This is a genomic window from Streptomyces sp. V3I8, from assembly GCF_030817535.1.
Lineage (GTDB): Bacteria > Actinomycetota > Actinomycetes > Streptomycetales > Streptomycetaceae > Streptomyces.
Genome location: NZ_JAUSZL010000002.1, coordinates 1,916,099 through 1,941,199 on the forward strand (window position 1 = coordinate 1,916,099; position 25,101 = coordinate 1,941,199).

Annotated in this window: 10 protein-coding genes and 3 pseudogenes; 3 read left to right on the forward strand and 10 right to left on the reverse strand. The window is 72.9% G+C overall.

All coding sequences use genetic code 11. The features are described from left to right. Nucleotides 1–32 precede the first annotated feature (32 nt). From QFZ75_RS08450 to QFZ75_RS08495, 9 genes and pseudogenes are all read right to left on the reverse strand, one after another. Nucleotides 33–1,520 carry an FG-GAP-like repeat-containing protein gene (locus QFZ75_RS08450; protein ID WP_307535174.1) on the reverse strand — a complete coding sequence of 496 codons (1,488 nt, stop codon included), beginning with the start codon at nucleotides 1,518–1,520 and terminating at the stop codon, nucleotides 33–35. A gap of 1,038 nt (nucleotides 1,521–2,558) precedes the next feature. Continuing rightward, the gene (locus QFZ75_RS08460) at nucleotides 2,559–3,413 is read right to left on the reverse strand and encodes a phenylalanine 4-monooxygenase (protein WP_307535178.1); all 855 of its coding nucleotides are present in this window, start codon (nucleotides 3,411–3,413) and stop codon (nucleotides 2,559–2,561) included. 152 nt (nucleotides 3,414–3,565) lie between these two features. Further along, nucleotides 3,566–4,762, reverse strand: coding sequence for a glutamate--cysteine ligase (locus tag QFZ75_RS08465; protein ID WP_307535180.1), 1,197 nt, complete (start codon nucleotides 4,760–4,762; stop codon nucleotides 3,566–3,568). A gap of 255 nt (nucleotides 4,763–5,017) precedes the next feature. After that, a pseudogene (locus QFZ75_RS08470) lies at nucleotides 5,018–5,164 on the reverse strand (helix-turn-helix domain-containing protein); the annotation flags it as partial. Nucleotides 5,165–5,173: 9 nt separating this feature from the next. Beyond that, a complete protein-coding gene (locus tag QFZ75_RS08475; protein ID WP_307535181.1) occupies nucleotides 5,174–6,901 on the reverse strand; it encodes a GAF domain-containing sensor histidine kinase in 1,728 nt (575 codons plus the stop codon). 141 nt (nucleotides 6,902–7,042) lie between these two features. After that, nucleotides 7,043–7,735: a response regulator transcription factor gene (locus QFZ75_RS08480; RefSeq protein WP_307535183.1), complete on the reverse strand. Its 693-nt coding sequence runs from the start codon at nucleotides 7,733–7,735 to the stop codon at nucleotides 7,043–7,045. 199 nt (nucleotides 7,736–7,934) lie between these two features. Next, complete coding sequence (locus QFZ75_RS08485; protein ID WP_307535184.1) at nucleotides 7,935–8,558, reverse strand: hypothetical protein; 624 nt, start codon at nucleotides 8,556–8,558, stop codon at nucleotides 7,935–7,937. Nucleotides 8,559–8,699: 141 nt separating this feature from the next. Beyond that, nucleotides 8,700–8,909: pseudogene (locus tag QFZ75_RS08490) on the reverse strand (hypothetical protein); the annotation flags it as partial. Between the two features lie 85 nt (nucleotides 8,910–8,994). Further along, nucleotides 8,995–9,429 (reverse strand): pyridoxamine 5'-phosphate oxidase family protein, encoded by a 435-nt coding sequence (locus QFZ75_RS08495; RefSeq protein WP_307535188.1) that lies wholly within the window; start codon nucleotides 9,427–9,429, stop codon nucleotides 8,995–8,997. Between the two features lie 338 nt (nucleotides 9,430–9,767). Here QFZ75_RS08495 and QFZ75_RS08500 point away from each other — a divergent pair, with 338 nt between their 5' ends. Together QFZ75_RS08500 and chvE are read left to right on the forward strand one after the other, a co-directional pair. Continuing rightward, nucleotides 9,768–10,436: a Type 1 glutamine amidotransferase-like domain-containing protein gene (locus QFZ75_RS08500; RefSeq protein WP_307535190.1), complete on the forward strand. Its 669-nt coding sequence runs from the start codon at nucleotides 9,768–9,770 to the stop codon at nucleotides 10,434–10,436. A 208-nt stretch (nucleotides 10,437–10,644) separates the two neighbouring features. Next, nucleotides 10,645–11,715, forward strand: a complete 1,071-nt coding sequence (chvE, locus tag QFZ75_RS08505; protein ID WP_307544317.1) for a multiple monosaccharide ABC transporter substrate-binding protein — start codon at nucleotides 10,645–10,647, stop codon at nucleotides 11,713–11,715. 72 nt (nucleotides 11,716–11,787) lie between these two features. Here the strand turns inward: chvE and QFZ75_RS08510 are convergent, their stop codons facing one another. Beyond that, nucleotides 11,788–12,090, reverse strand: a complete 303-nt coding sequence (locus tag QFZ75_RS08510; RefSeq protein ID WP_307535191.1) for a hypothetical protein — start codon at nucleotides 12,088–12,090, stop codon at nucleotides 11,788–11,790. A 269-nt stretch (nucleotides 12,091–12,359) separates the two neighbouring features. Here QFZ75_RS08510 and QFZ75_RS08515 point away from each other — a divergent pair. Then, nucleotides 12,360–24,951: pseudogene (locus QFZ75_RS08515) on the forward strand (amino acid adenylation domain-containing protein). Nucleotides 24,952–25,101 lie beyond the last annotated feature (150 nt).

Below are 25,101 nucleotides of genomic sequence, written 5' to 3' on the forward strand. Positions count from 1 at the left end.
CCCACCGAACCCCCGTTGCCCGATCGGCTCGCTCAGCGCAGGAGCGCGCCGAAGCGGGCGCCCGTGGCGGGCGCCGAGAGGTCGCCGGCGCCGAACGCGAGGGACGACGTGGCCGTGAGACCGGTCGCCGTGCCGCGCAGCACCCAGACCGCGCCGTTCCAGCTGTTCTCGGCCAGGGAACCGGCCGCGAGGTCGGCGTGGCCGTCACCGTCGAAGTCCAGCAGCGCGCTGCTCGCGCCGAACTGGTCGTCGTTCTCGGCGACTCCGGGTATCCCGGCGGTGTCCTGGTGGAAGGTCTGCGTACCGGCGCCCGTGACACCGGAGGCGCTGCCGGGGACCAGGGCGACGGACCCGGCGTCGGTGATGTCGCCGATGTCCTCGCCCGGGATGCCGAGCGCGATGTCGCCGAAGCCGTCACCGTTGACGTCCGCCACCGAGACCGTGGAGCCGATCCCGTCGCCCTCCTCCTCCACGCCGGGGAAGCCGGGCAGATCCTGGTCGAAGGTCTGTACGCGCTCCTCGGACAGGCCGGAGGCCGACCCGAACGCGATCTGGACCTTGCCGCCGTTCCAGTAGTTGCCCACCACGACGTCGTCGAACCCGTCGTTGTTCACGTCCCCGATGCCGGTGCCCGTGCCGGTCGCCGTGCCATCCGAGGGGACCCAGCCGGTGGTGAAGCCCGTGCTGCCGCCGCCGAGGAGCAGATGGTTACCCCACTGGCCGTCGCCCGCGTACTTCCAGGCGACGATGTCGTCCTTGCCGTCGCCGTTGACGTCGCCGGTCCGGGTGGAGCGGATGGGCCCGCTGATCGAGTCGCCGTCCTCCTGGCAGCCGCCGTTGGTGGCGCAGGACGCGTCGGGGGTGTCGTAGCCCCACCAGTCGGCCTTGTCCAGCAGCGGCAGGGTGGCGGCGGGCTGTCCGGCACGGGTGACCGGGCCCTTCCACACGGTGGCGTCGCCGCTCGCCGGGTCGTCGCCCGCGCCGGACAAGTAGGAGAACAGGGCGAGGTCCGTCTTGCCGTCGCCGTCGAAGTCGCCGGTCGTGGGGGACTGCCCGTACCCGGGTACGGCCGTGCCGCCGGTGAGTCCGGAGGCGGAGCCCCAGAGGATGACGGAGCCGGGACTGCCGCCCGAGATCACCAGGTCGCTGAAGCCGTCGCCGTCCAGGTCGCCCTTGGTGAAGTTGGTCCCGAAGCGCTGGTTCGCGGTGGCGGAGCCGGGAACGCCGCTGGTGGAGCGGCTGATGAGCTTCTTGTTGGCCGTGGAGACCCCATGGGCGGAGCCGTACGTGACGGCCACGTAGCCCGCCTTGGCCTTGCTGGAGATCGTGGCGTCCGGGGCGGACACGACCAGGTCGGCGTACCCGTCGCCGTTGAAGTCGTCCTGCGCGCCCGCGGACCCGGTGGCCGCCAGCGCCGGGCTCCCGGTGAGGGCCATGGCGCCGAATCCTCCGGCGAGCAGCACCGCGGCTGCCAGGGGGGCGGTGAGACGCGTACGGGTCCAGCGGTGTGCTCGGGACATACGTGAGCCTTTCGAGTCGGTCGGTTCTGTACGCGGAAGGCCGCGTTCAGTGGGTACGACTCGAGCCGGGCGATCCCAGTTGTACGTCCCAATGTCATGGATTCGTAACCGAGGAGACAGGTGTGGCGCTGAACTCCCTTGCTATCAGAGGGAGTTCAACGCGTGTTGTGAGTGGGCATGCTGGTAGCAGCGGGTGGGTGTCGGCAGCATGGAGCTCCGGCTGCCTGATGACAGGGCGTGAGGCGTCTCCACCCTGACGGGTGATTGGACGGGCGCCCCGGCGGTGGGCATGAAAAAGCTCCTGGTAAAGCGGGTTCACGACCAGGATCACCAGTCCGCCAGGAGCTTTCGCGTGCTTGTCCACCCGTGCGGTATCGATCTGTCCGGCCGCACCCTGCAACGCCTCTCCGGTCTCCTCGCAGGTCACCGTCGTCGAACGGCTCCCGGTGGCGTCGCCTGACCTGCGAAGCCATCGGGGCTCGCTTGAGCCGGATGCGCTGAAAGGTGCACGTCCGGTTCCGAGGGAGCCAGGTCACGGCAACGTGATCCGGCTGCCCGACCGCAGGAGGACGCGTATGTTCGACGACCTACCTGACAACATCTGGCACGACTGACCACGTTGAGGACCTGGCACGCCCTGTGGGTGCGGCGCGTCGACGCCCAAATCGCCGCCGTGCAGCGGCGCGAAGCCGCCCTGCACACCGAAGACGGTCTCAGCCGCTGCGCATCGTCGTCGACCTCAGCGTGGTCACCTTCATGGACTCCAGCGGCGTCAGCCTCTTCGCCAACACCTGCAAGACGCTGACGAACGCCGGCGGACGGCTGTGTATCGCCACCCCCACCGCCAGCCGCTCCCGGCGCTCGGCGGGGCAGAGCGTCAAAGGCTGCAAGCCACCAGCCGATTACCTATGCGTGACGGACGGGCGTCATACGGTGACGCGTACCGCGACGGTCCCCGGACGCAGCACGGACCGCTGCGGACGGATTCCCGCCGCGCCCTCCAGGCCCGCGTACGGCACCTCGGCCGGCCATGATGCGTCACCGCTTGTCCTGCGCGCCCGTCAGGTAGGCCCGGAGGGTGCCCTCGAGGTGGTCGAAGGAATCGGCGCAGAAGAGGACGGGCTGGTAGCCGGTGACGGTGTACCGCTGTCGCTGCATGGCCGTGATGTCCAGGGGGCGGATGTCGGCTCGGGCGATGTTGTCCAGTTCCCCGCAGGAGGAGAGCAGGGTGGCGCCGCACGCCTTGACTTCATCGTCTTCTGTGACGAGTCCGGCCTCCATGGTGAACCAGAACACCTTCGATACGTCGCTGAGGGCATCGTGGCTTTTCAGGCGGCGCACGGCGTGGCCGAACAGCTCGTAGACGTCGGCCCATCGCTCATGTGCCAGGGCGGTGCCGTGCCCGATGACCTCGTGAATCAGGTCGGGTTCGGGGGAGAAGTGCGGCAGCGAGGGGTGCCGAATGTACTGGGTGGCCTGGAAACGGCGCTCCGCGAGAGAGCTGTAGAAGTCGCGCGGCGCGAGCATGCCGGGGGCGGGGCTGAACCGCATCCCGGTGAGCTGCTCGATCGTGTCGGAGACCTCGCGGAGCTGCGGCAGCCGGTCGGCGGGCAGACGCAGCCGGTCGGCGCCTTCGAGGAACTCCCGGCAGGCATGTTTCGCGTGGGGGTCCGCCAGGGCCGCGCCGACCGTGCGCCACACGTCGTGTTCCTCGTCGGTGTACGTGATGTCCGCGGCGGGCGCGGCGGGGCCCGCCGCGAAGGCGGCCTCGGCGATCGTGACACGGCGCCGGTGGTAGGCGAGGTCACGGTGCCCCGGATGGCCGGGGGGAAAGCTCACGAAGACCCTGCCGTCCGCGAGGCCGATGTCGGGGTAGCCGGAGTTCTGCTCCATGGGGAAGCCCTCTTTCGACGGCCGGAAAGGCCGGCCCGGGCGGGACACCTTCATCGTCGCGGTGGTGTCTGCGCCTCGCGCCTCGCGTGGTCCGAACAGGTGACCTTGCGCAAGCCGCCCCGGTCGCGAGTGTGGAAGGCAGGGGCCGGCTGTCACCGGGGCCCGGTGGGGGTGACGGCAGGCCGCCGTGCCGCGCGGTCCCGGTCTCGACCGTCGGCCGGCCCCGCAGTGTCCGTCGCCGCCCCGGTGGTGCAGGCGCACAGGATGTCGACGACGTCCCGCAGGTCCCCGCGGCGGCCGTATGCCGCGCGCTGGAGGCCCGCTCCGCCGCCCTGTCGGCACCAGCGCCTCAGCACTTGGCATACCTGTTCGAACTCGCCGTACTCCCTCAGCACCGGCCTGACAGCGCGTACGAGCTCCGCGACGAGGCGGTGCGCCAAAAGCAGCCGCCCGCTGTGCACCTCGACGCCGTGGCCCCCCAGTCCGTCACGCGCCGCCCTCCAGTACGCGGTGGCCAGTACCGGCTCGGGCAGCTGTGGTCCCGCGTCGCCCCGGTTCACCTGTGCCAGGGCGGTCACCACCAGGGCCCGGACCAGGACCGCGAGCACGGCCAGCACCTCGGCGTCCGCGACCGCGTCCATCACCCTGATCTCCACGGTCGGCAGGTGGCTGCACGGCCGCACGTCCCAGAAGAGCATGCCCTCGTCGACCACTGCTTCAGCCTCGCGCAGGCCGGCGACCACCTGGTGATAGTGGTCCAGGGAGGTGAAGTACGGTGGCGGCCCGAAAACGGGCAGGGCGTGCGCCGCCATGGTCCGCCAACTGGCGTAACCGGTGTCACGCTCCGCCCAGAACGGGGAGTTGGCCGACAGCGCGACCAGAGCGGGCAGCCACGGACGCAGGTGGTTGCCCACCAGCACCGCCTCCTCACGCCCGGGCACCTGCACGTGGACGTGGCTCGCGGAGATGACAGCCGCCTCCGTCCTGGCCCGGAAGGTGGCGTGGGCGGCCAGGTAGCGGGGATCGTCCCGGAGCCGCGCGGAGCCCAGCGAACCCAGCACCGGAGTGCCTGACGCGTGAATCCGCAGCCCCTGCGCACCGGCCGCCCGTGCGACCGCCTCCCGCATCGCGGTCAGATGACCGTGGGCCTGCCGCAGCGTGGAACACGGCGGCGTCTTCGCCTCGACCTGGCACTCCATGAGCTCGCAGGAGAAGCGCTCCCCCAGCGCCGCCGTGGCACCCGGCGCAATACGCGAGGCACCGTCGGCCACCGCACGGGAGCCGGCCGCGGTCAGGAAGTACTCCTCCTCCACACCCAGAGTCGGCTGGTCCCTGATCGTGAACGTCACACGACCACCGTTCCTGCCACCGCTCGGACCCGCAACACGACAGACCCCGACCGCAGGGACGGCACAACCAGCATCACTCCCGCCGTCACCGCACCCCGGGCGCCCCGGGGCCCCACCCGAACCGGGTCTCGTGGTGCCGCACCTCACCGAAGCCCCGGGCACGCGTCCGCGCCGGCACCACTGCCGTCATCCGGTGGTCGTCCGCGAGGCTGTCCGGCGCCCAGGAGGACGGATACTCGGTTCCGGCACAGGTATTCACTCGACGGCCGGCGTCGCCCGCCATGCGCCCGGGCGCATCCCGGTCGCCTTCCGGAAGAGCACCGAGAAGTTGGACGCGTCGGGGAACCCGAGTGTGCCGGCGCAGGCCGCCGTGGTGAGGCGGTCGTGCGCGAGGAGCCGCCGTGTTCCGGTCTAGCGCTCCTCCAGCGGGACCCGCCACACCAATGTCGTGCCGCCGTCCGCCGGGCTGTCCGTCCGCAGCGAGCCGCTCAGCTGCTCGGCTCGTTCCTCCAGGTTGCGCAGGCCGCTGCGGCGGCCACCGGCCGGGATGCCCACGCCGTTGTCGGACACGGTCAGCAGCAGTTCCCGCCCGTCGGTCTCCAGGACGACCTCGGCCCGGCCGGCTCGCGCGTGCCGTGCGATGTTGGTCAGGGCCTCGGAGAGGACCGCCACGACGTGGTCGCCGGTCCCCTTCGGGACCTGGGTGTCCAGCAGGCCCTCCATCCGCAGGCTGGGCGTGAAGCCCAGGATCGGAGCGGCGTCACCGACCACGCGCACGGTCCGCGCCCGCAGGCCGGATCCGGTGGCCGCGTCGCGCGAGCGCAGGCCGAAGATCGTGGACCTGATGATCTTTATGGTCTCGTCGAGATCGTCCACCGCTCGCGCCACGCGCTCCGACGCCTCCTCGTGCTGGATGAAGCGGCCCGCGCTCTGGAGGGTCATGCCGGTCGCGAACAGCCGCTGGATCGCCAGATCGTGCAGGTCCCGGGCGATCCGGTCGCGGTCCTGGAGCACCGCGATCTTCTCCGCGTCCTGCCGGCGCTCCGTCAGTTCCATGGCGACCGCCGCCTGCGCCGCGAAGCCCCGCAGCGTCTCGCACTCCTTCTCCGAGAAACTCGGCCGGCCGGCCTCCCGCGCCAGCAGGATCACCCCTCGCACATCGTCCTCGCCCGTTCCGATGGGGACGGCCATCGCGGGGCTGAGCCCCTGGAAGCGCGGGGGCTCGGGAGAGATCCTTTCGTCCTTGGCGACATCAGCGGTGGTGACAGGGGCCGCCGCGGAGAACGCCAGCCCCATCAGGGTGTCCTCCATGGACAGCACCAGCCCCCGGTGCACGTCCGCGTCCACCCCGACGGCGATCTCCACGGAGAGCATTCCGGTGTCCGGCATGGGCAGCGCGACGGCCGCCAGAGCCGCTCCCGTGATCTCCCGGGCCCTCTCGGCGATCAGGTCGAGGGCCTCGGTGCGCCCGCTCCCGGACATGAGGCTGTGGGTGACCTCCGCGCTCGCCTGCAGCCAGCGCTCCCTCAGCCGGGAGTCCTCGTAGAGGCGGGCGTTGTCGATGGCCACGCCGGCCGCGACGGCCAGGGTGGAGAGAACCGACTCGTCGTCCGCGTCGAACTGCAGCCCGTCCCGCTTCTCGGTCAGGTACAGATTTCCGTAGATCTCGCCACGCACCCGGATCGGGACACCGAGGAACGAATTCATCGGCGGGTGGTTCGCCGGGAAGCCGTAGGAGGAGGGATGGTCGGAGAGCTTCGTCAGGCGCAGCGGCTCGGGGTGGCTGATCAGCTCGCCCAGGATGCCGTGCCCCTCCGGGAACGGGCCGATGCGGGCGATCCGGTCGGGTCCGACACCGACGGTGTGGAAGGCCGACAGGCCCTTGCCGTCCGGACCGATCACGCCGAGGGCCGCGTACTCGGCGTCGACCAGGACCGCCGCGGCTTCCACGATGCTGTGGAGCGCCTGCTCCAGTTCCAGTTCCCGGCCGACCGACAGCACGGCTTCCAGCAGGCTGTGCACCCGGTCGCGCGTGCCGCGGGCCGCGTCCAGCCGGGCCTGCAGCTCCTCCAGGAGTTCGTCCAGCCTCAACTGCGGCAGCCGTACACGGGCCTCTCCGGCCTCCGGCGTGCCATCCATCGGTGATCCTCCAGGTCGTCGCACGGTGTCGACTGCCGACCATGGTGGTCACGCGTCACACTAACGCTCCGGCGCAGGAGGCGGTAGAGGATCAGGCCGTGGCAGCGGCAGCGGCAGCGGCTTCGCCGGCGCTCGCCGGTGTCAGCGGCCCGGCCGAAGGCGGTCCTCGGCGTGGGTGGCGATGACGGCGGCCTGGATGCGCCGTTCGACGCCGAGTTTGGCCAGCAGGCGGGAGATGTGGTTCTTGACCGTCTTCTCGGCGAGGTAGAGCCGCTGGCCGATCTGCCGGTTGGTCAGTCCTTCACCGATCAGCTTGAGGATCTCCCGCTCCCGGTCGGTCAGGCCCGGCAGCGCGTCGGGCTCCTCCTCCCGCTGCTGGTCCTTGCGCAGCCGGGCCATCAGGCTGGTGGCGGCGCTGGGGTCGAGCAGCGACTGGCCCCGGGCCACCGTGCGGACGGCCGACACGAGGTCCGTGCCCTGGATCTGCTTCAGCACGTACCCCGACGCCCCGGCCATGATCGAGTCGAGCAGAGCCTCCTCGTCGTCGAACGAGGTGAGCATCAGGCAGAGCAGTTCCGGCATCCGGGAACGCAGTTCCCGGCACACGGTCACGCCGTCGCCGTCGGGCAGGCGGACGTCGAGGACGGCGACCTGCGGCCGCAGCGCGGGCACGCGCACCAGGGCCTGCTCCACGGTGCCGGCCTCGCCGACCACGGTGATGTCCGGTTCGTCGTCCAGCAGGTCACGTACTCCGCGCCGAACCACCTCGTGGTCGTCCAGCAGGAAGACCCGGATCGGTCCGCCGGGGCCACCGACCTGCTCGCTGTCCGCCATGAGACGCTCCCTGCCCTGCGGTCCGCGCCGGTGTCCGGTGAGGGACGGTGTCGGCCTCGTCCATCGGGATCCTTCCCGCTCACCGCTCGAAAGGCCAGGGCCGGTCGGCCCTGTTCCGCCTCCCGTACGGTCCTGCGTGTCACACGCGTAGAGGGGCACCGCCGCGGTTACGGCGGTGCCCCCTGCGGTGCTGCGGAGGTCAGGTGAGCCAGCGGTTGCGGCTGACGAGCGGCAGCCGTGCCCACACCGTGCCCAGTCCCCATACGGTGCCCGCGCCCAGCGCCGCCAGAGCGATCAGGACCACGGCGTAGACGAGGTGGTAGTCGACGAACGGGTTGGGCGACATGCTCGGCGAACCGTCGGACAGGTGCTTGGCCGGCGGCCACTCGGCGATCCACATGAACGCCATCATCAGGGTGCCCGCCACCGCCGCGAGCCGCAGCGCGATCCCGCTGACCAGCGCGAGACCGACGCCCAGCAGACCCAGCATGAACAGCCAGTCCGCCCAGGCCGCGCCCGCCCAGTCATGGAACGTGGACTCCATCGGCCCGGCCGCCACACCACTGAGGAAACCCCTGGTCGGCGAACCGCCGTCGATCCAGGCCTTGCCGGAGCCGGTCGCGTAACCGAAGCCGAACGCCTTGTCGAGGAACGCCCACAGGAAGACGAAACCCGTCAGCAGCCGCAACCCGGCGAGGGCGTACGCCGTCGTCGCGGTCGCCGTCGCGACGGTCGTGCCGGCTGCCACAGGAGCCGTCCCGTTCCCGCGCAGGGACGGGAGGCGGAATCCCCGGTGCTGTCGGGGGTGGTCGTGGACTGCCATGATGTTCGTTCCTTCCAGGGGTGGTGCCCGGGGTTCTCGATGTCTTTCGTTGCGTCATCAATGTCCCGCGTCGGGAACGGGGAACGCAGGGGCTGTGGGGCCCGGGGAACAGGGCCGAACGTCCCTGCGGGGAAGGGCTGTTCAGCCGTCCCACGCCCAGTCGGCGATCTCGGGCAGGTCGGTGCCGTGCTCGCGGATCCGGTCGTGGTGGCGCAGCCGGGCGTCCTCCATGGACCGGCGTACGGCGGCGGCCCGTACCGCGAGACCGGGGACGCGGTCGATGACGTCCATCACCAGGCGGTACCGGTCGAGGTCGTTGCGTACCACCATGTCGAACGGCGTCGTGGTGGTCGGTGAGGGGCCACCGGTCCCGCCCCGCCGGAGAGCGGCCCCGAAGGACGGCCGGCGCACACCCGCACGCCGCGGTGCGCCCCGGTCAGGGTGTCGTCGTCAGGCGGTACCCGGTGACGAGTTCCGGCTCGATGCGTACGACGTCTCCCGCGGCCGCGCCGGACCAGGGCGTCAGCAGACGCTGGTAGCGGGCCAGTTCCTCGGCGCCGGTGACCCGTGTGGCCACTCCGGTCACCACCACGCTCCAACCGGTGTGCGTGGCCGGGTCGATGTCGTCCGCCTCGTACGCCACCACCTCCGAGCGCAGGGAGTGATTCAGCAGGGCGGACCCCGAGTGGGTGCGGATGACGACGACGCCCCGGTCGACCAGGTGGTTGACGGGCCGGATGGCGGGCAACGCCTGCTGGGTGAAACCGACCCGCCCCAGGGACACACTCGCCAGAAGCCGCAGCGCTTCCCCTCTGCTCAGTACCACCAGGTGCGCGCCGGTTCCGGAACTCACGGCCTCGTCGGCGCTCATGGCGTCGCCCCGCACGGCGGCGGGACCGCGGGAGTGTTTCCGCGTGGCCGCGGCTCGTCGGCGGAACGCACTGCGACACCGGTCACGTTCGGCCGCTCTCTCTCGATGCGAGGATCGCCGCGGGTGGCTGCACGGGACACGGGCACGGCCGACCGCGGACTGTGCCGAGATTCTGCCCCTGTCCGCCCACCCGTCCCAGAGTCGTACGCCCCTGAGCCAGGGCCGTACGGCCCTTGCGAAAACACCGACCGGCCGCTTCCCGATGCGGCCGCGCCATGGCGGTACGGGGGATTCCGGGTTCGTTTGCGCGTGCCCGTCAGCCGTGCTTGGCTCGCCCGATGAACTTTCTGCTGACGGCGAGCGGCCTGCGCAACGAGACACTGCGCGAGGCACTGCGGGACATGCTGGGAAAGCCGTTCGGTTCGGCGAACGTCGTGTACGTTCCCACGGCGTCGGTCGCCGAGCCCGGGGACCACGGATGGGTTCTCGAGGACATGAACCGGCTGCACGGCCTCGGCTGGCGGGAGTTCGACGTCCTGGAGCTGAACGGCCTGCCCCGGCAGATGGTGCTCGACCGGCTGCTCCACGCGGACGTCGTCCATGTCTCGGGCGGCAGCCACTACCACCTCGCGCGCAGCATCACCGGCAACGGCCTGGCCGACGGATTCCTGGAGGCGCTGGAGAGCCGGGTCTACGTGGGGTTCAGCGCCGGATCGATGATGTTCAGCCGCAATCTCACCGAACACTCCGCCGACGTCATCGGGGACACCGCCGACCTCCATGTGCTCGGCGCGACGACCGTGGAGCCGCCGTTCGGCCTCTTCGACTGGTATCTCAAGCCCCACCTGTACTCGCCGGACTTCCCCGAGCGGGACGACGCCTGGGCCGATCGCATCACCGCGCGGGCGGACTTCCCGATCTACTTCATCGACGACGAGACGGCCGTCCGCGTCAGGGACGGCAAGGTGGACGTCGTCTCCGAGGGCCGGTGGCGGTTCCATCCGTGACGTGACGCGTGACGAGGGCCCTGAAACAGTCCGGGGAGGTCCGGCAGCGAGAAGAGTGTGCCGGCACGCCCGCTCACCAGGTTGTGGCCCGTTCAACGATTACCGTCCATTCCGTTGACACCTCTGACGCCCCCTCCTAGAGTCCGCGTCAGATTTCGAACGGCTGTCGATATATCGAACAGGAATGGGCGAAGTGAAAGTTTACAGAATGGCTCCCGCCGCACTTCTCGTCCTGGCCTTATCCGCTTGCGGGCAGAACGGCGACGGTGACGACGAGAAAACCGAGGGCGCCACCATCGGCATCGCCATGCCGACGAAGTCTTCCGAGCGCTGGATCGCCGACGGGGCGAACGTCAAGAAGGAGCTGGAGGCAAAAGGGTACAAGGTCAAACTGGTCTTCGGGGAGGACGATCCCGATCAGCAGGTCTCGCAGATCGAAAACCTCATCACACAGGGCGTCAAGGCGCTGGTCATCGCGGCGATCGACAACAAGTCGCTGAACAACGTCGTCCAGCAGGCCGCCGATGCGGACGTACCGGTGATCGCCTACGACCGCCTCATCCTGGGCACGAAGAACGTCGACTACTACGCCTCGTTCGACAACGAGAGGGTCGGCGAGATGCAGGGCGGCTACATCGTCAAGAAGCTCGGACTGGAGAAGGGCTCCACGAAGGGCCCCTTCAACATCGAACTGTTCGCGGGCTCCAACGACGACAACAACACGCGCTATTTCTTCAGAGGCGCGATGAAGATTCTGCAGCCCTATCTCGACAGCAAGCAGCTCGTCGTCAGGTCCGGACAGACCGAGCTGAATCGCATCACCACTCTGCGGTGGGACGGCGCGACCGCGCAGAAACGCATGGAAGACATTCTCACCTCGTCGTACAAGAGCAGGAAGATCGACGCGATCCTCTCGCCGTACGACGGGATATCCATCGGCATCATATCGGCGCTGAAGTCCGACGCCTACGGCTCCGAGGCCAAGCCCTGGCCGGTCATCACCGGCCAGGACGCCGAACTGGCCTCGACCAAGTCAATCATCGCCGGCGAGCAGACACAGACCGTGTACAAGGATCTCAGGAAACTCGCCAAGGTGACCGCTGGAATGGTCGACGCCGAACTCAAGGGGAAAAAGCCGCCGATCAACGACACGAAGAGCTACGACAACCGCGTCAAGGTGGTCCCCGCGTACCTGCTGCAGCCGGTCAGCGTCGACAGGTCGAACTACGAAGCGGTGCTCGTAGGAGGCGGATGGTACAAGGAGGACGAACTGAAGTAGGGCTTTTCGGGGTGGCTCCGACGAAGGACGACACGTCACGGTGGTCGCGGGTGTTCCGCGCGCCCCTCACGCTTAGTGCCGCGCGTTCTCCGGCACCGGGATCCGGCTCTCGCCCCGGCCCGTCCGCGTCGTCACCGTGCAGTTCACGGTCGTGCCCGCGGCCGGACCCGCCTTCTCGGCCCTGGCCGACGGTTCGACCAGTACGGTCTGCTCAGCGAGCATCGCGCCGGTGGACGGGTCCACGACCAGCCGCTGTTCGACCCTTCCCAGCGGTGTCCACACAGTGCCGGGGAAGACGAAACCGGCGGCCTGCCGCAGCACGTGGGCCGTGCGCCCGCCGCCGGTCCCGGCACCGCTGTCCCGCGCGGACAGCACTCCTCGTAGATGTCGCGGAACCGTTGGGCGTGTGTCATGCGCCGCCCCTCGTGTCGCCCCTCATGTCGCCTCTCATACCGAGCAGTGCGCGCGGCGGCCCACTTCTTACAGGCAGGGCCGAACTCGTTTCCGCGTCCGCGTCCTCGGCCGTCCCCGGCAGGGCTCACGTCCTCCTCGTACTCGATACTTGGGCTTCCCGCAGCGCGCCGCCTCCCCTTCGGCACACACGCACACGCACGATTCAGGCCCACGCAAGATCGAACGGACTCATGACTCCTCCTGAAACGCTCCTGGACGTACTGCTGGACGCGGCCCGCCGGGCACCCGGACAAGTCGTCGTCCATGTCCGCGGCGACGGCAGCGAGGTGACCGTCACCTTCCGGCAGCTCCTCGACGAGTCCCTGCGCGTCGCGGGCGGCTTCCGCGCGGCCGGGATCACGCCCGGTACCTGTGTGCCGCTGCTCGCGGACCGCAGTGAGGATTTCCAGCCCATGTTCTGGGGCGCGCTGGCGGCCGGTCTGGTGCCGGTGCCGCTCGCTCCCGACGCGCGGCGCGTCGGGCCCGTGTGGGAGCACCTCGGGCGCCCGCCGGTCGTGGCGGACGCCGCGTGCGCGGGGGTGGCCGACGAACTGCCCGGTCCTGTACGGGTGTTGCGGCTCGAGACGTTGCGGGAGTGCCGTACCCCGGCCGTCCCCGCCGTACCGGCCCCCGACGACCTGGCGTTCCTGCAGTTCTCGTCCGGCAGTACCGGTGCGCCCAAAGGCGTGGAACTGCCCCATGGGACCGTGGTGGCCAACCTGCGGCAGATGATCGCCGTTTCGGCTCTCCGCGAGCAGGACGTCATGGTCAGCTGGATGCCGTACTTCCACGACATGGGCCTCATCGGCACGCATCTGGCGCCGCTGGCCGCGCGGATGAAGCAGGTGAAGATCGGACCGCTGTCGTTCGCGAAGCGCCCGCGGCTGTGGCTGGACGTGGCCGCCCGGCACCGGGCCACGGTCCTGTCGGCCGCCAACTTCGCGCTCGCCCTGACCGTCCGCCGTGTTCCGCGCGAGGTCATCGCCGCACTGGACCTCGGTGCGGTGCGGCTCCTCATGGTGGGGGCCGAACCGATCTCCGCGACGGTGTGGCGGGACTTCACCGCCAGGATGCGGCCGGCGGGGCTGGACCCGCGGGCGGCGACCCCCGTGTACGGGCTGGCCGAGGCGACCTTGAGCGTCACGTGCCCTCCCCTGGGCGAGGTGGCGGTTCCCGTGGTCCTGGAACGGGCGGCGCTCAGCCGGGGCGTGGCCGTGGAACGCACGGCGGACGGCGATGCCGCGGCGTGTGCGGCGCACGGTGACGGCGCGCAGTGCCCGGCGCACGGTGGCGTCGTGGAGTGTGCGGCGCACGGTGGCGTCGTGGAGTGTGCGGCGCACGGTGGCGTCGTGGAAGTGATGGACGTGGGGCTGCCCGTGCCGGGCTGTTCGGTGCGGATCACCGACGACGCCCGCCGGCCGCTGGGCGACCGGCGGGTGGGGCACATCGAGGTACGCGGTCCGCAGATCGCCCGCGGCTACCACCGGCTGCCACGGGAGACGGCGCTATCCTTCGCCGACGGCTGGCTGCGGACCGGGGACCTGGGGTTCCTGCGGGACGGCCGGCTGTGCGTCAGCGGCCGCCACAAGGACGTCCTCTTCCTGAACGGCCGTACCTTCCACGCCCCGGACACGGAGGAGGTGGCGAGCACGAGTCCCGGGCTGCCGCCGGGCAGTCCGGTGGTGGTCGGCTCCACGGACCCGGTGACCGGCGGCGAGCGGGTGGTGGTCCTCGTGCCGTGGGCCCGGCCGCCCCGGGACGCGGGACCGGTCCTCGACGGGGTCGCGCGGCGGGTGCGTACCGCGCTGGGCCACGACGACGTACGGGTGCTCGCGCTGCCGCCGTCGGCGTTCCCGCGCACCACGAGCGGGAAGGTGCAGCGGCAGCGGATGCGGACGCGGTTCGAGGAGGGCGCGTACGACTCCGCCGTGTCGTCCGGAACGCACGCCGCCGCTCCCGCACCGGGTCCCGCCCCCCGTGTGCCGGACGGGCGCGGGGCCGCCGTGCCTCGCTCGCGCGGTGACGTGCGGCTGGTGGTACGCGGTGTCTGGAGCAGCGTGCTGGGGCTGCCCGAGGCGTCCTTCGGTGACCGGGACCGGTTCCGCGAGCTGGGCGGCACGTCGCTGAAGGCCATGGAGGCGCTGGCCGAACTGGAAGAGGCCCTCGGCGTCACGCTGGGTCCCGCCGTGATGCGCGACGACACCGTCGCCGCGCTCACCGATCACCTGCTGGCGGCCGTGGAGGCGGACACGGCGGCGAGTGCGGCACCGCCGTCATCCGCCCGCCCGCCGGTCGCCGCCGGCAGCGAGCCGTTCCGGACAGGCGACCGGGCGGGCCGCGCCGCGGGCGGACCGTCGGGAGCGTCCTCGACGGGAGCGTCACCGTCAGGAGCGCCCGCGACGGGAGCGCCCGTGCCGACCGCCGACCCGTCCGCGACGGCGGTCGTCGCGATGGCCTGCCGGTTCCCCGGCGCGAGCACGCCGGAGGAGTTCTGGGAACTGCTGACGGCCGGACGGGACCTCGTCACCGAGGTCCCGACGGACCGTTGGGGCACCGGACTGCCCGGGGAGGGGACGGACGGACCGCCGCTCGCCCCCTCCACCGGCCGCTGGGGCGCCTTCCTGGACGACCCGGCCGCCTTCGACGCCGGCCATTTCGGCATCGGTGACGAGGAGGCCCGCGCCCTGGACCCGCAGGCCCGGATCTTCCTCGAACTCGCCCACGAGGCCCTGGAACGGGCCGGTTACGCCGGACCCCGCCGCCGCGGCCTGCGCGTCGGCGTCTTCGCCGCCGTCGGGGACAGCGGCTACCGCCGGGTCCTCGCCGGCGCCTCCCCCGCCCCGCTCCCGTCCGCGGCGACCCTGACGGGCAACCTCCCCAACCTCGTCGCCGCCCGGGTCTCGCACTGCCTCGACCTGGACGGGCCCGCGCTCGCCGTCGACACCGCCTGCTCGTCGGGCCTGGTCGCACTGCATCTGGCCCGCCGCAGTCTCGCGGACGGCGAATGCGACATCGCCGTCGTCGGCGGGGTCAACCTGCATCTGACCCCGGACGGGTACCAGGCGCTGGAAGCCGCACAGGCCCTCTCCCCCACCGGACGCGGCCGCGCGTTCAGCACGGCCGCCGACGGGTTCGTCCCCGGCGAGGGCGGAGCGGCCCTCGTCCTGCGGCGCCTGGCGGACAGCCGCCGGGACGGCGACGACGTACTCGCGCTCGTGCGGGGCACCGCCGTCAACAACGACGGCACCTCGCTGAGCCTGATGGCACCGAACCCGCTGCGGCAGCGCGAGGTGATCACTCGCGCGTACGAGGGCTGCGGCGTCGATCCGGCCTCGGTGACGTACGTCGAGGCGCACGGCACGGGCACGGCAGTCGGCGACCCCGTCGAACTGCGGTCCCTGGCGCATGCCTTCCCCCCGCGCGAGGACGGCCGGCCCCGGCTGCTCGGCTCGGTGAAGACGAACGTCGGCCACCTGCTCAACGCGGCCGCGCTGCCCTCGCTGGTGAAGGTGGTGCTGGCACTGCGGCACGGCCGGCTGCCCGCCTCCCTGCACCACACGCCGCCCTCGCCCGCCGTCGAACGCTCCGGGTTCGCGCTGGTCACCGAGGCCGGGGCCTGGCCCTCCACCGGCCCGTCCGGCCCACGCAGGGCCGGGGTCAACGCCTTCGGCTTCGGCGGCACCAACGCGCACGCCGTACTGGAACAGGCCCCGCCACCGGCGGCGCACGGCCGGCGGGCCGGCGTCGGCGGACCGCACCTGCTGACCCTGTCGGCGAACAGCGCGGCCGGTCTGGACGCCTGGGCGGCCCGTCTCCTCGGCCATCTCCACGCGCACCCGGAGCTGGCCGAGGGTGACGTGTGCCGGGCGGCGGCGACCGCCCGGGACGAGGGCCCGCACCGCCTGGCCGTGGTGGCCGACGGCGACCTGCCGGAACGCCTGGCCGCGGCCACCGCCACCGCTCCCGGCGGCGGCCGACCGCCGGGCGTGGCCGGCGGCACGGTGACGAGCCGGCCGCGGACCGTCTTCGTGTTCCCGGGCCAGGGGGCCCTGCGGCCGGGGCAGGGGCGTGCGCTGTACGCGACGGCCCCGGTGTACCGCGACACGCTCGACGAGGCCTCGGCCCACGTCGGCGCGGTGCACGGACGCACGCTGACGGCCTGGTGTGCCGACAGCGAGGTGGACGCGCGGGCGCAGGCCGCGACGGAGGTGGCACAGCCGCTGCTGGTGGCCCACGGGGTGGCGCTCGCCCGGCAGTTGCTGGCCTGGGGCATACGGCCGGACGCACTCCTCGGGCACAGCGTCGGCGAACTCGCCGCCGCGTGCGTCGGCGGGATGCTGTCGTTCACCGACACGCTCACGTTCGCGGCGGAACGTGGGCGCCTCATGGGGACGTCGACCCCGCAGGGCGCGATGGTGGCGGTACGGGGAGCCGACGAGGAGGCCGTGGCGGCGCTGGTCGCGGCGGCCCCCGGAGAGCTCGCCGTCGCCGCCTGCAACGGCCCCGGCCGGCTGGTGCTGTCCGGCGGTCCCGAGGCCGTCGAACGGGCGGCGCGGGAACTCGCCGCGCGCGGAGCGGCCGTACGGGCGCTGGAGGTGTCGCGCGCCTTCCACTCGCCGCTGATGGAGCCGGTCGCCCAGGACCTGACCGACGCGGCCCGCAAGCTGGAGGTCATGACGGGCGGGCTCCCGGTGATGAGCACGCTCACCGCCGAGTGGCAGCCGCGCATGGACCCGGACCACCTGCGCGAACACGCGCTGCGACCCGTGCTGTTCGGGCGGGCGACGGCACGGCTGCTCGACGAGGGCTACGACACGTTCGTGGAACTCGGCCCGCGCGAGAGCCTCGCCGGACCCGTACGGGCCGTCGCCGCCGTGCGGGAACCTGCGGACGGTACCGGCAGGAACGTCCTCGTCCTGTCCGCGCCCCTCGGCCCCGGGCGCTCCGGAGCATCACGGGACGATGTCCCGGGCGGGGCACGCGAGTTGATGGAGACCGTGGCGCACTTGTGGGCACGCGGTGCGGCGCTGGACCGTACCGACCCGGGACCGGGAACGGGACCGGACGTGAACGTGGAACCGGACGCGGGCGCGGGCGCGGACATGAACGCGGACGCGGGCGCGGGCCGTCCGCGGGTGTCGCTGCCGCCGTATCCCTACCAGCGGCGCCGGTTCTGGCCCGGGGCGGCGGAGCGCGGGCTGCTGCACCGCGTCGGCTGGCGGGCGGCGCCCCTGCCGCCGGGCGACTGCGGACCGGTGCTGGTGACCGGCCCCGACCCGGCCGCCGTGCGCGACCTCGCGCGGCGCCTCGCGGACCGGGGCGTACGGACGACCGTGGCCCCGGACCCCGACGTCCGTCCGCGGACGGTGGTCCTGCTGGCCGGGCCCGCCGCTCGTGGCACGTCCGACAGGATCGAGCGGATCCAGTACGAGCTGGTCACGGCGTTCTCCGAGGCCCTCGGTCTGTTCGACCTGACCGGGGCCGGCCGCCTGCTGGTGGTGACCGAGGACGCGCAGGTGACCGGGCACGGCCGTGAGCAGCCGAACCCGGTGCAGGCGGTACTGGGCGGTCTGGCGGCCGCCGTGCCGTCGGAGTCCGCCGGGGCGGTGGCCAACTGGGTCGACCTCTCCTCCCTCGACGACGCCGGGCAGCGCGTCCTGGCCGTCCTCGCCGAGGCGACGGCACCCCAGGCGGCCGGGGCCGTCGCCTGGCGGGGCGGGCGGCGGCTGGTGCGGACCGTCGCACCGGAAACGGCCGACGTGCTCGACGCCCCCGACCGGCTGCCCGGCGATCAGGGCCGGCTGTCCGGAGACCCGAGCCGACTGCCCGCCGACGGCACCTTCCTGATCACCGGGGGCGGCGGGGGCCTCGGTTCCGCCCTGGCCCGGGAACTCGCCGCCCGCGGCCGGCCGGTGCTGTGGCTCACGGGCCGTTCCCCGCAGCCACCGGCCGGCCTGCTGGAGGAACTCGCCGGTCTCGGCGCCGACGCCCGCTACCACCGGGCCGACCTCACCTCGTACGACGACGTCGATGCGCTGGTCGCCGCACTGCCCGCGCCGGACGCGGTCTTCCACGCGGCCGGGGTGGTCCGCCCCGGCAGCCTGCGCGGGACGAAGGCGGAGGAGACGATGGAGGCGCTGGGCGCGAAGACGCTCGGCACCGTGCTGCTGGCCGAGGCGTTCGACAGGCACGGCCGCGGTCCCGGACTGTGCGTGGCGTTTCTCCTCCGTCTCCTCGGTCCTGCCGGGACTCGCGGGGGCGCTCGGTGCCTACGTGGCTGCGAACGCGTTCCTTGACTCGTTCGCCGCCGCCGAACGGCAGGCGGGACGGCCGTGGCTGGCGGTGAACCTCGGTCCGTTCGCCGAGACGGGCCTGGCCACCGCCGCGTTCGCCGCCGACACCTCCACCGGCGTCACCCACGTCACCGGCGTCACGCGTGACGGAGGCCGGCCACTGGCGACCGCACCGGCACTGGCGGCGCTGCGATCCGCCTGTGGCACCGGCGCCGCCCAACTGGTGCTCGCGGACCTGACGGCGGTCCGGCCGGACCGTACGTCCTCACGACCGCGCCCGCCGCAACCAGGCCCGCCACGAACGCCGTTGCCGCAGGAAGCGTCGGCCGTGCCCCGGTCCGGGGCGGTGGCGGTGTCGACGTCCGGCATCGCCGAGGTACTGCGGGAGTTGCTCGCGCAGTCACTGGGCGTCCCGGTGTCCCGCGTCGACAGCGACACGCCGTTCCTGTCCCTCGGCCTGGACTCGCTGGGCGCGGTCGACCTGGTCAAGCGGCTCGAACGCCGGACGGGCCGGTCCCTGCCGGCCACGCTCTTCTTCGAGTACCGGACCGTGCGCGAACTGGCCGCCCGTCTGGACGCGGAGGGCACCCCGTCCCCCGGCACCGAGGAGGCCGCGGCGCCCGCTCCCGTACCCGCCCCGGGACAGGCTGCTCCCTTCGCCCTCACCCCCGTACAGCTGGCCCTGCACACCAGCAGCCGGCTGCACCCCGGTGTCCCGGCCCGCGGTCATCTGCGGATGACGGTCCGGGGTCCGCTGGACACCCATGTGCTCGGCCGGGCGCTGGCCGGCCTGGCCGAACGGCACGGCATGCTGCGCCTGCGGATCGACGACGCCGGCACGGGACCGGCGGGGCCGGTGCAACGCCTGGCACCGGCCGTTCCGCTGTCGGCCTGGTACGAGGTCCGCGCGTGCGGTGCCGGACAGGTGGCCGACCTGGAGACGGAGCTGTGCAACCGTCCCTTCGACCTGACCGCGGAACCTCCCGTGCGTGCCGTGCTGCTCCGTCAGGAACCTTCCGTCGCACACCTGTTGCTGGTGGTGCACCACGCGGCGGTCGACGGGTACAGCCTGAACGTCCTGGCCGAGGAGCTGTGGTCCTCGTACACCCTGCTGTGGCGGGGCGAGTACCCGAGCCCGGCGTCGGCGCCGGTACCGGACGCGCCGGACTTCGCGGCGTACGTGGCTCACGTGGCGGCAACCACCCGTTCCTCCGGCAGCGCCGTCCCGGACGTCGACCGCCGGTACTGGGCCGAGCGTCTGGCCGCGCACCGGGCCGGGCGGGGTGAACCGCCGCGGCTGCCCTACGACGGCGATCCCGACGCGCCTCCGGCGGGCCCGCTCGTGCAGCACTACGGCTCGCTCGACGCGACCCTCACCGCCGGCCTCGAACGGCTGGCCGCCGCGCACGACGTGTCCCTGTTCCACCTGCTGCTCGCCGCGTACGTGCGCTGTCTGTCGCGGTGGACCGGGCGGCCGGACGTCGCGGTCAACGTGGCCCGTGCCCGGCGTGAGGAGCGGTTCCCCGGGGTGGACCGGCTCGTCGGCCCGCTCGCCGACACCCTCCCCCTGCTCTGTGGGACGGTCCCCGGCGAACCGGTCGTGGCGCTGGCGCAACGACTGCGCCGCACCTGGCTGGAGAGCGAACGGCATGCCGGGCTGAGCAGCCTGGACCTGGCCGCCCTGCTGCCCGGTGGCGGCCCTCGCACGGCGGGCCCGGCGGGCTTCAGCTTCGCCCGCTTCCCGTCCCGTACGGCGGACGACTGCCCGGTCGAGGTACGGGCCGAAGCGGCCGGCACCGGATCGGCCGCGACCCGGCTGAGTCTGCTGTGCTGGGCGGACGGAGGGGCGCTGCGCTGGTCGTGGAACTTCCCGCTGCCCCTCTTCGAACCCCGGACGGTGGCGCGGCTGGACAGCGGGTACCGGGAGGAACTGGCCGCGTTGTGCGGGCCCCCGGCCCAGACCGTGCCTTCGCCCGCCGTGCCCTCACCCGCCGTGCCTTCGCCCGCCGTGTCCTCGCCCGCCGCCATGCCCTCATCCGGCGCCGTGCCTGCCGCCGTCGTGCCTGCTCCCGCCATCCTCTCGGCACCCGTGCCGTCCCGTGCGACCGGCGCACCGCGCGGGGTGGTCGGCCGGCTGCTGCGGCAGTTCCGTGCCACGCCCGGCGCGACCGCCGTGGAGGGCGGGCCGAGGACCCTCACCTACGCGGCGCTCGACCACGCCTCGCACCTGCTGGCGACGCGGCTGCGTGCGGCCGGGGTGCGCCCGGGTGAACTGGTCGGACTGCTCACCGAGCCCGGCCCGGACACCGTCGTCGGCCTGACCGGCATCCTGCGTGCCGGAGCCGGCTGGGTGCCGCTGGACGGCACGCACCCGGCCGCCCGGCTGACGGATCAGCTGCGGCGCGCGGACGTCCGCACCGTGGTGTGTCACGCGCCGACGCTCGACACCGCCGTCTCCCTCGACGGAGTACGGACGGTACGTGCCGACGGCGCGCCGGACCCCCGGACCGACGACCTCTCGTCCGCGCCTGTTCCCGACACCTGCGCCGGCGCCGACGCGATCGCGTACGTCATCTTCACCTCGGGTTCCACGGGCCGCCCCAAAGCGGTCCCCCTCACCCACCGGGCCATGGAGAACTACCTCGACTGGGCCATCGGGACGTTCGGCTACGGCCCCGGCGACCGCTTGGCGCAGACCGCCTCGCCGTGCTTCGACGCCTCGGTGCGCCAGTTGCTCGCGCCTCTGCTGGTCGGCGGCACCGTGGTGACCGTGCCGCGGACGTTGCTGCGGGATCCCGAACTGCTGCTGGCGTACGCGGAACGGGCCCGGATCACCGTGTGGAGTTCCGTCCCGACGCTGTGGGAGCAGTTGCTGTCGGCCGCCGAGGAGCGGGTGCGGCGGGGAGCGGGGCCGCCGGACCTGTCGGCGCTGCGCTGGGTGCACGTGGGCGGCGAGGCCCTGCCCGCCGCGTACGTACGCCGGTGGTTCGACCTGTTCGGCGACGGGCAGCGCATCGCCAACCTGTACGGCCCCACCGAGGCGACCGTCAACGCCACCTGCCACGTCATCACGGCGCGTCCGGCCGACGACGTGCGGACCCTGCCGATCGGACGGCCGGTCACCGGCACCGATCTGGCGGTCCTCGGCGCGGACGGCGTCCTCGGCCGCACCGAGGGGACGGGTGAACTGCTGATCGCGGGAATCGGCCTGACGCCCGGATACCTGGGCGAACCCGAGCTGACCGCCCGGGCGTTCACCGTGCGGGACGGGCGGCGGTGGTACCGCAGCGGCGACCGGGTCCGGCTCCGCACGGACGGTGACCTGGAATTCCTGGGCCGGATCGACGGCCAGGTCAAGATCCGCGGCAACCGGGTGGAGACGGGAGAGGTCGAGACGGCCCTGCAGACGCATCCCGGTGTCGCACAGGCTTCGGTCGTCGCGCACGAGGGACGGCTGCTGGCGTTCGTCACCGCCCGGCCGGGCGCCGGGCGGCCCGAACCGCGGCTCGTACGACGCCACTTGGCCGGTCTCCTGCCGCCGTACATGATCCCGGCGCGGATCACCGTGCTGGACGAGCTGCCCCTCACCGGCACCGGCAAGGTCGACCGGCGCGCGCTCGCCGGCCTTCCCGCCGGCACGGCGGTGACCACCAGCGGGACCACGCCCCCGAGCACGCCGAGCACGCCAAGCACACCGAGCACACCGACCGAGCAGCAACTGGCCCTCATCTGGACCGAGTTGCTTGACCTCGACGCCGTCTCCCCGGAAGACGACTTCTTCGACCTGGGTGGCGACTCGCTGCTCGTCCTCCAGGTGTTCGCACGGCTCGGTGAGACCCGGGCACCGCTGCCCCGCCCCACCGTGATCTACGACAACCGCACCCTCGCGAAGCTCGCCGCCGCGGTGGACGCGACCGCCACGGAACGGCGCCCCGCACCCACGGCAAGCGGCACCGCGGACCGTGCCGCCCCCTTCCCCGTCACACCGGCCCAGCGCGGATTCCTGCTCGCCGAGGCGCTCTCACCAGGAGGAGGCGGTTCGTGGCCGGCGCGGCTGCGGCTGTCCGGCCCGCTCGACCAGGAGGTGTTCCAGGCGTCCGTGGACCTGCTGGTGGAACGTCACGGCATGCTGCGTACCGTCTTCCCCGCCGGCGCCCGGCCGCCCGTGCAGCAGGAACTCCCGCCCTCGCTGCGGCTGCCGGTCGTCTTCGAGACGCTCACCGACCCGGCCGAGGTCGACGAACGCGCGGCGGCCGAGGCCGAGCGGCGCTTCGAACCCTGGGCCTGGCCGCTGCTCCGGCTCCGGGTCCTCACCCTCGGCGAGCGCGAACACGTCCTCCTGGTGCACGCGCACCACCTCATCGGCGACGGATACAGCGCCGCACTCCTCGTACAGGAGCTGACGGCGGTCCACGACCGTCTGGCGGCCGGTCGCGCCGTCGACCTGCCCGCCCCGCGCGCGACCTTCCGGGACCACGCGCTGCCGGTGTCCGCTGCGGACACCGGCGACGTGCCGGACACCGGTGCCGCACCGGGCGCGGCCGAGCGCCGGGCCCGGCTCGACGCCCCCTATCGCCCGCCCGTGCTGCGCGCCGCCGGCGCCTGGGGGCGTGACCCCGAACCGTTCCGGTCGGCCGGGTTCGTGCTCGACGCCGGGGCGACGGCGGCGCTGCGGGCGCTGGCGGCCGAGGCGGGGGCGACGCTGTACGCACCGCTGCTGGCCGCCTACCACCAGCAGTTGACGTATCTCACGGGTCGGGCGGATCTGATCGTCGGCCTGGCGGTGAGCGGCCGTGACCGTCCGCTGCCCGACGTGCACCGGATCTTCGGCCCGTTCGCCACCGCCGTGCCCGTACGGCCGCCCGTACGGCCGCCCGTACGGCCGGCGGTCGCGCGGGACGGCGCACCGGCGGACGACTTCGGTGCCGTCCTGCGCCGGGTCGTCGCGGAGGCGGAGGAGGCACGCAGGCACGAGGACATCGTGCCCCGCGACGGCGACGGGCTGCCGCTGACGTCGCAGTTCTTCTTCACCTTCCTCGACTTCTCCGTGCTGGCCGCTCCGCACGGGCAGTCGCTGACCGTGACCTGGGACGACGGGGACAGCGCGTTCGCGCCGCCCCCGTCGGCGACGGACGTGTTCCTGGCCGCCCGGCCGGAGGGCGCCGGGCTGCGCGTGAGCGTGCGGGGGGCCGGCGCGGCCTTCTCCGCCGCCGCGCTGGAGGAGTTCGCGCGGGCGCTCCGGGAACGGCTCGTCCGGGCCGTACACCCGCGCGCCGCACACCGCCCGTCAACTCCCCGGCGAATGTCAGACCCTCGGGGAATCCCAGGCCCCCGGGAAACGTCAGGTGCACGGGGAACGATGGACGCCGCGCTGGTCGGCTACCTGCCCGCGCCGGACCATCTGGCGCAACTGGCAGGTCTGCCCGAGGGCGCCCTGCGGCGGGACGACCTGCGCGCGATGCTGTTCCCCGAGGGAGCGCCGCGTCTGCTGGAGACGGCCCGCACGCCCCTGGGCGGGTCGGGTTTCGTCTGCGTGCCGCTGTTCTCCGACGAGTTGGCGCAGGATCCCGGGCTCGTCGCGCACACCGTCCGCGCGGTGGCGTACGCCTCCTCGCTCGGAGCCCGGTGCGTCTCGCTGGCCGGGATGATCCCGTCGCTGACCGGTTACGGCTTCGACGTCCTGCGGTCCGCGGACTTCGAACCGATGGCGTCGGCGGTGACGGTGACGACCGGGCACGCGGCGACGGTCGTCTCGGTGGTGCGGACGGTGCAGGCGTCCCTCGACGCCACCGGGCGGGACCTGACCGGCCTCGACGTCGCGTTCGTCGGGCTGGGGTCCATCGGCACCTCGTCCCTGGAGCTGCTGCTCTCCCGGGCCGCCGGGCCGCCACGGCGCCTGCTGCTGTGCGACGTGCCCGGCAGCGGGCCCCGGCTGCGGCGGCTGGCGCGCGGGCTGCGGGAGCATGGTCTGGCCGGTGCGGTGGAGGTGCTGGAGTCCGGACCCGCGCTGCCCGACGCGGTGTACGGCGCCGGTCTGCTGGTGACGGCGGTGAGCGGTGCCGGGACCCTGCTGGACGTGGACCGGCTGGCGCCGGGGGCCGTGGTGGTCGACGACTCCTTCCCGCACTGCTTCGACACCGGCCGGGCGCTGGCCCGGATGCGCGAACGCCGGGACGTGCTCGTCCTGGGCGGCGGACTCCTGCACGTCGGCGACCTCGTCCGGGACATCGCCGAGGACCTGCCGGCGGCGGCCGCCGCCGGTTACCTGGCCCAGCCGTGGCTCAAGGGGACGCTGGCCTCCTGCCGGGTGGAGTCCCTGCTGCACGCGGCGGATCCCGGACTGCCGCCGGTGCACGGCCTGGTCGACGGGGCGGCGGCCCTCGCCCACTGGGAGGCCGTGGAACGCGCGGGGGTGACGGCGGGGCCGCTGCACCTGCTGGGCCACACGGTCGGACCGGACCTCCCGGCCGGTCTTCCGTCGGCTCCCTGAGACGGCACGGCGTCGGCACGACGACGGTGCGGGGGCCGCTTCGGGCCTCCGCCGCTTCGGGTCTCCGCACCGCGCCCGTGTGCGGGGGCCCGCCGGACCGCCACGCAGCCGGTCAGACGTCCGGCGTCAGGCCTCAGACCTCAGACCTCA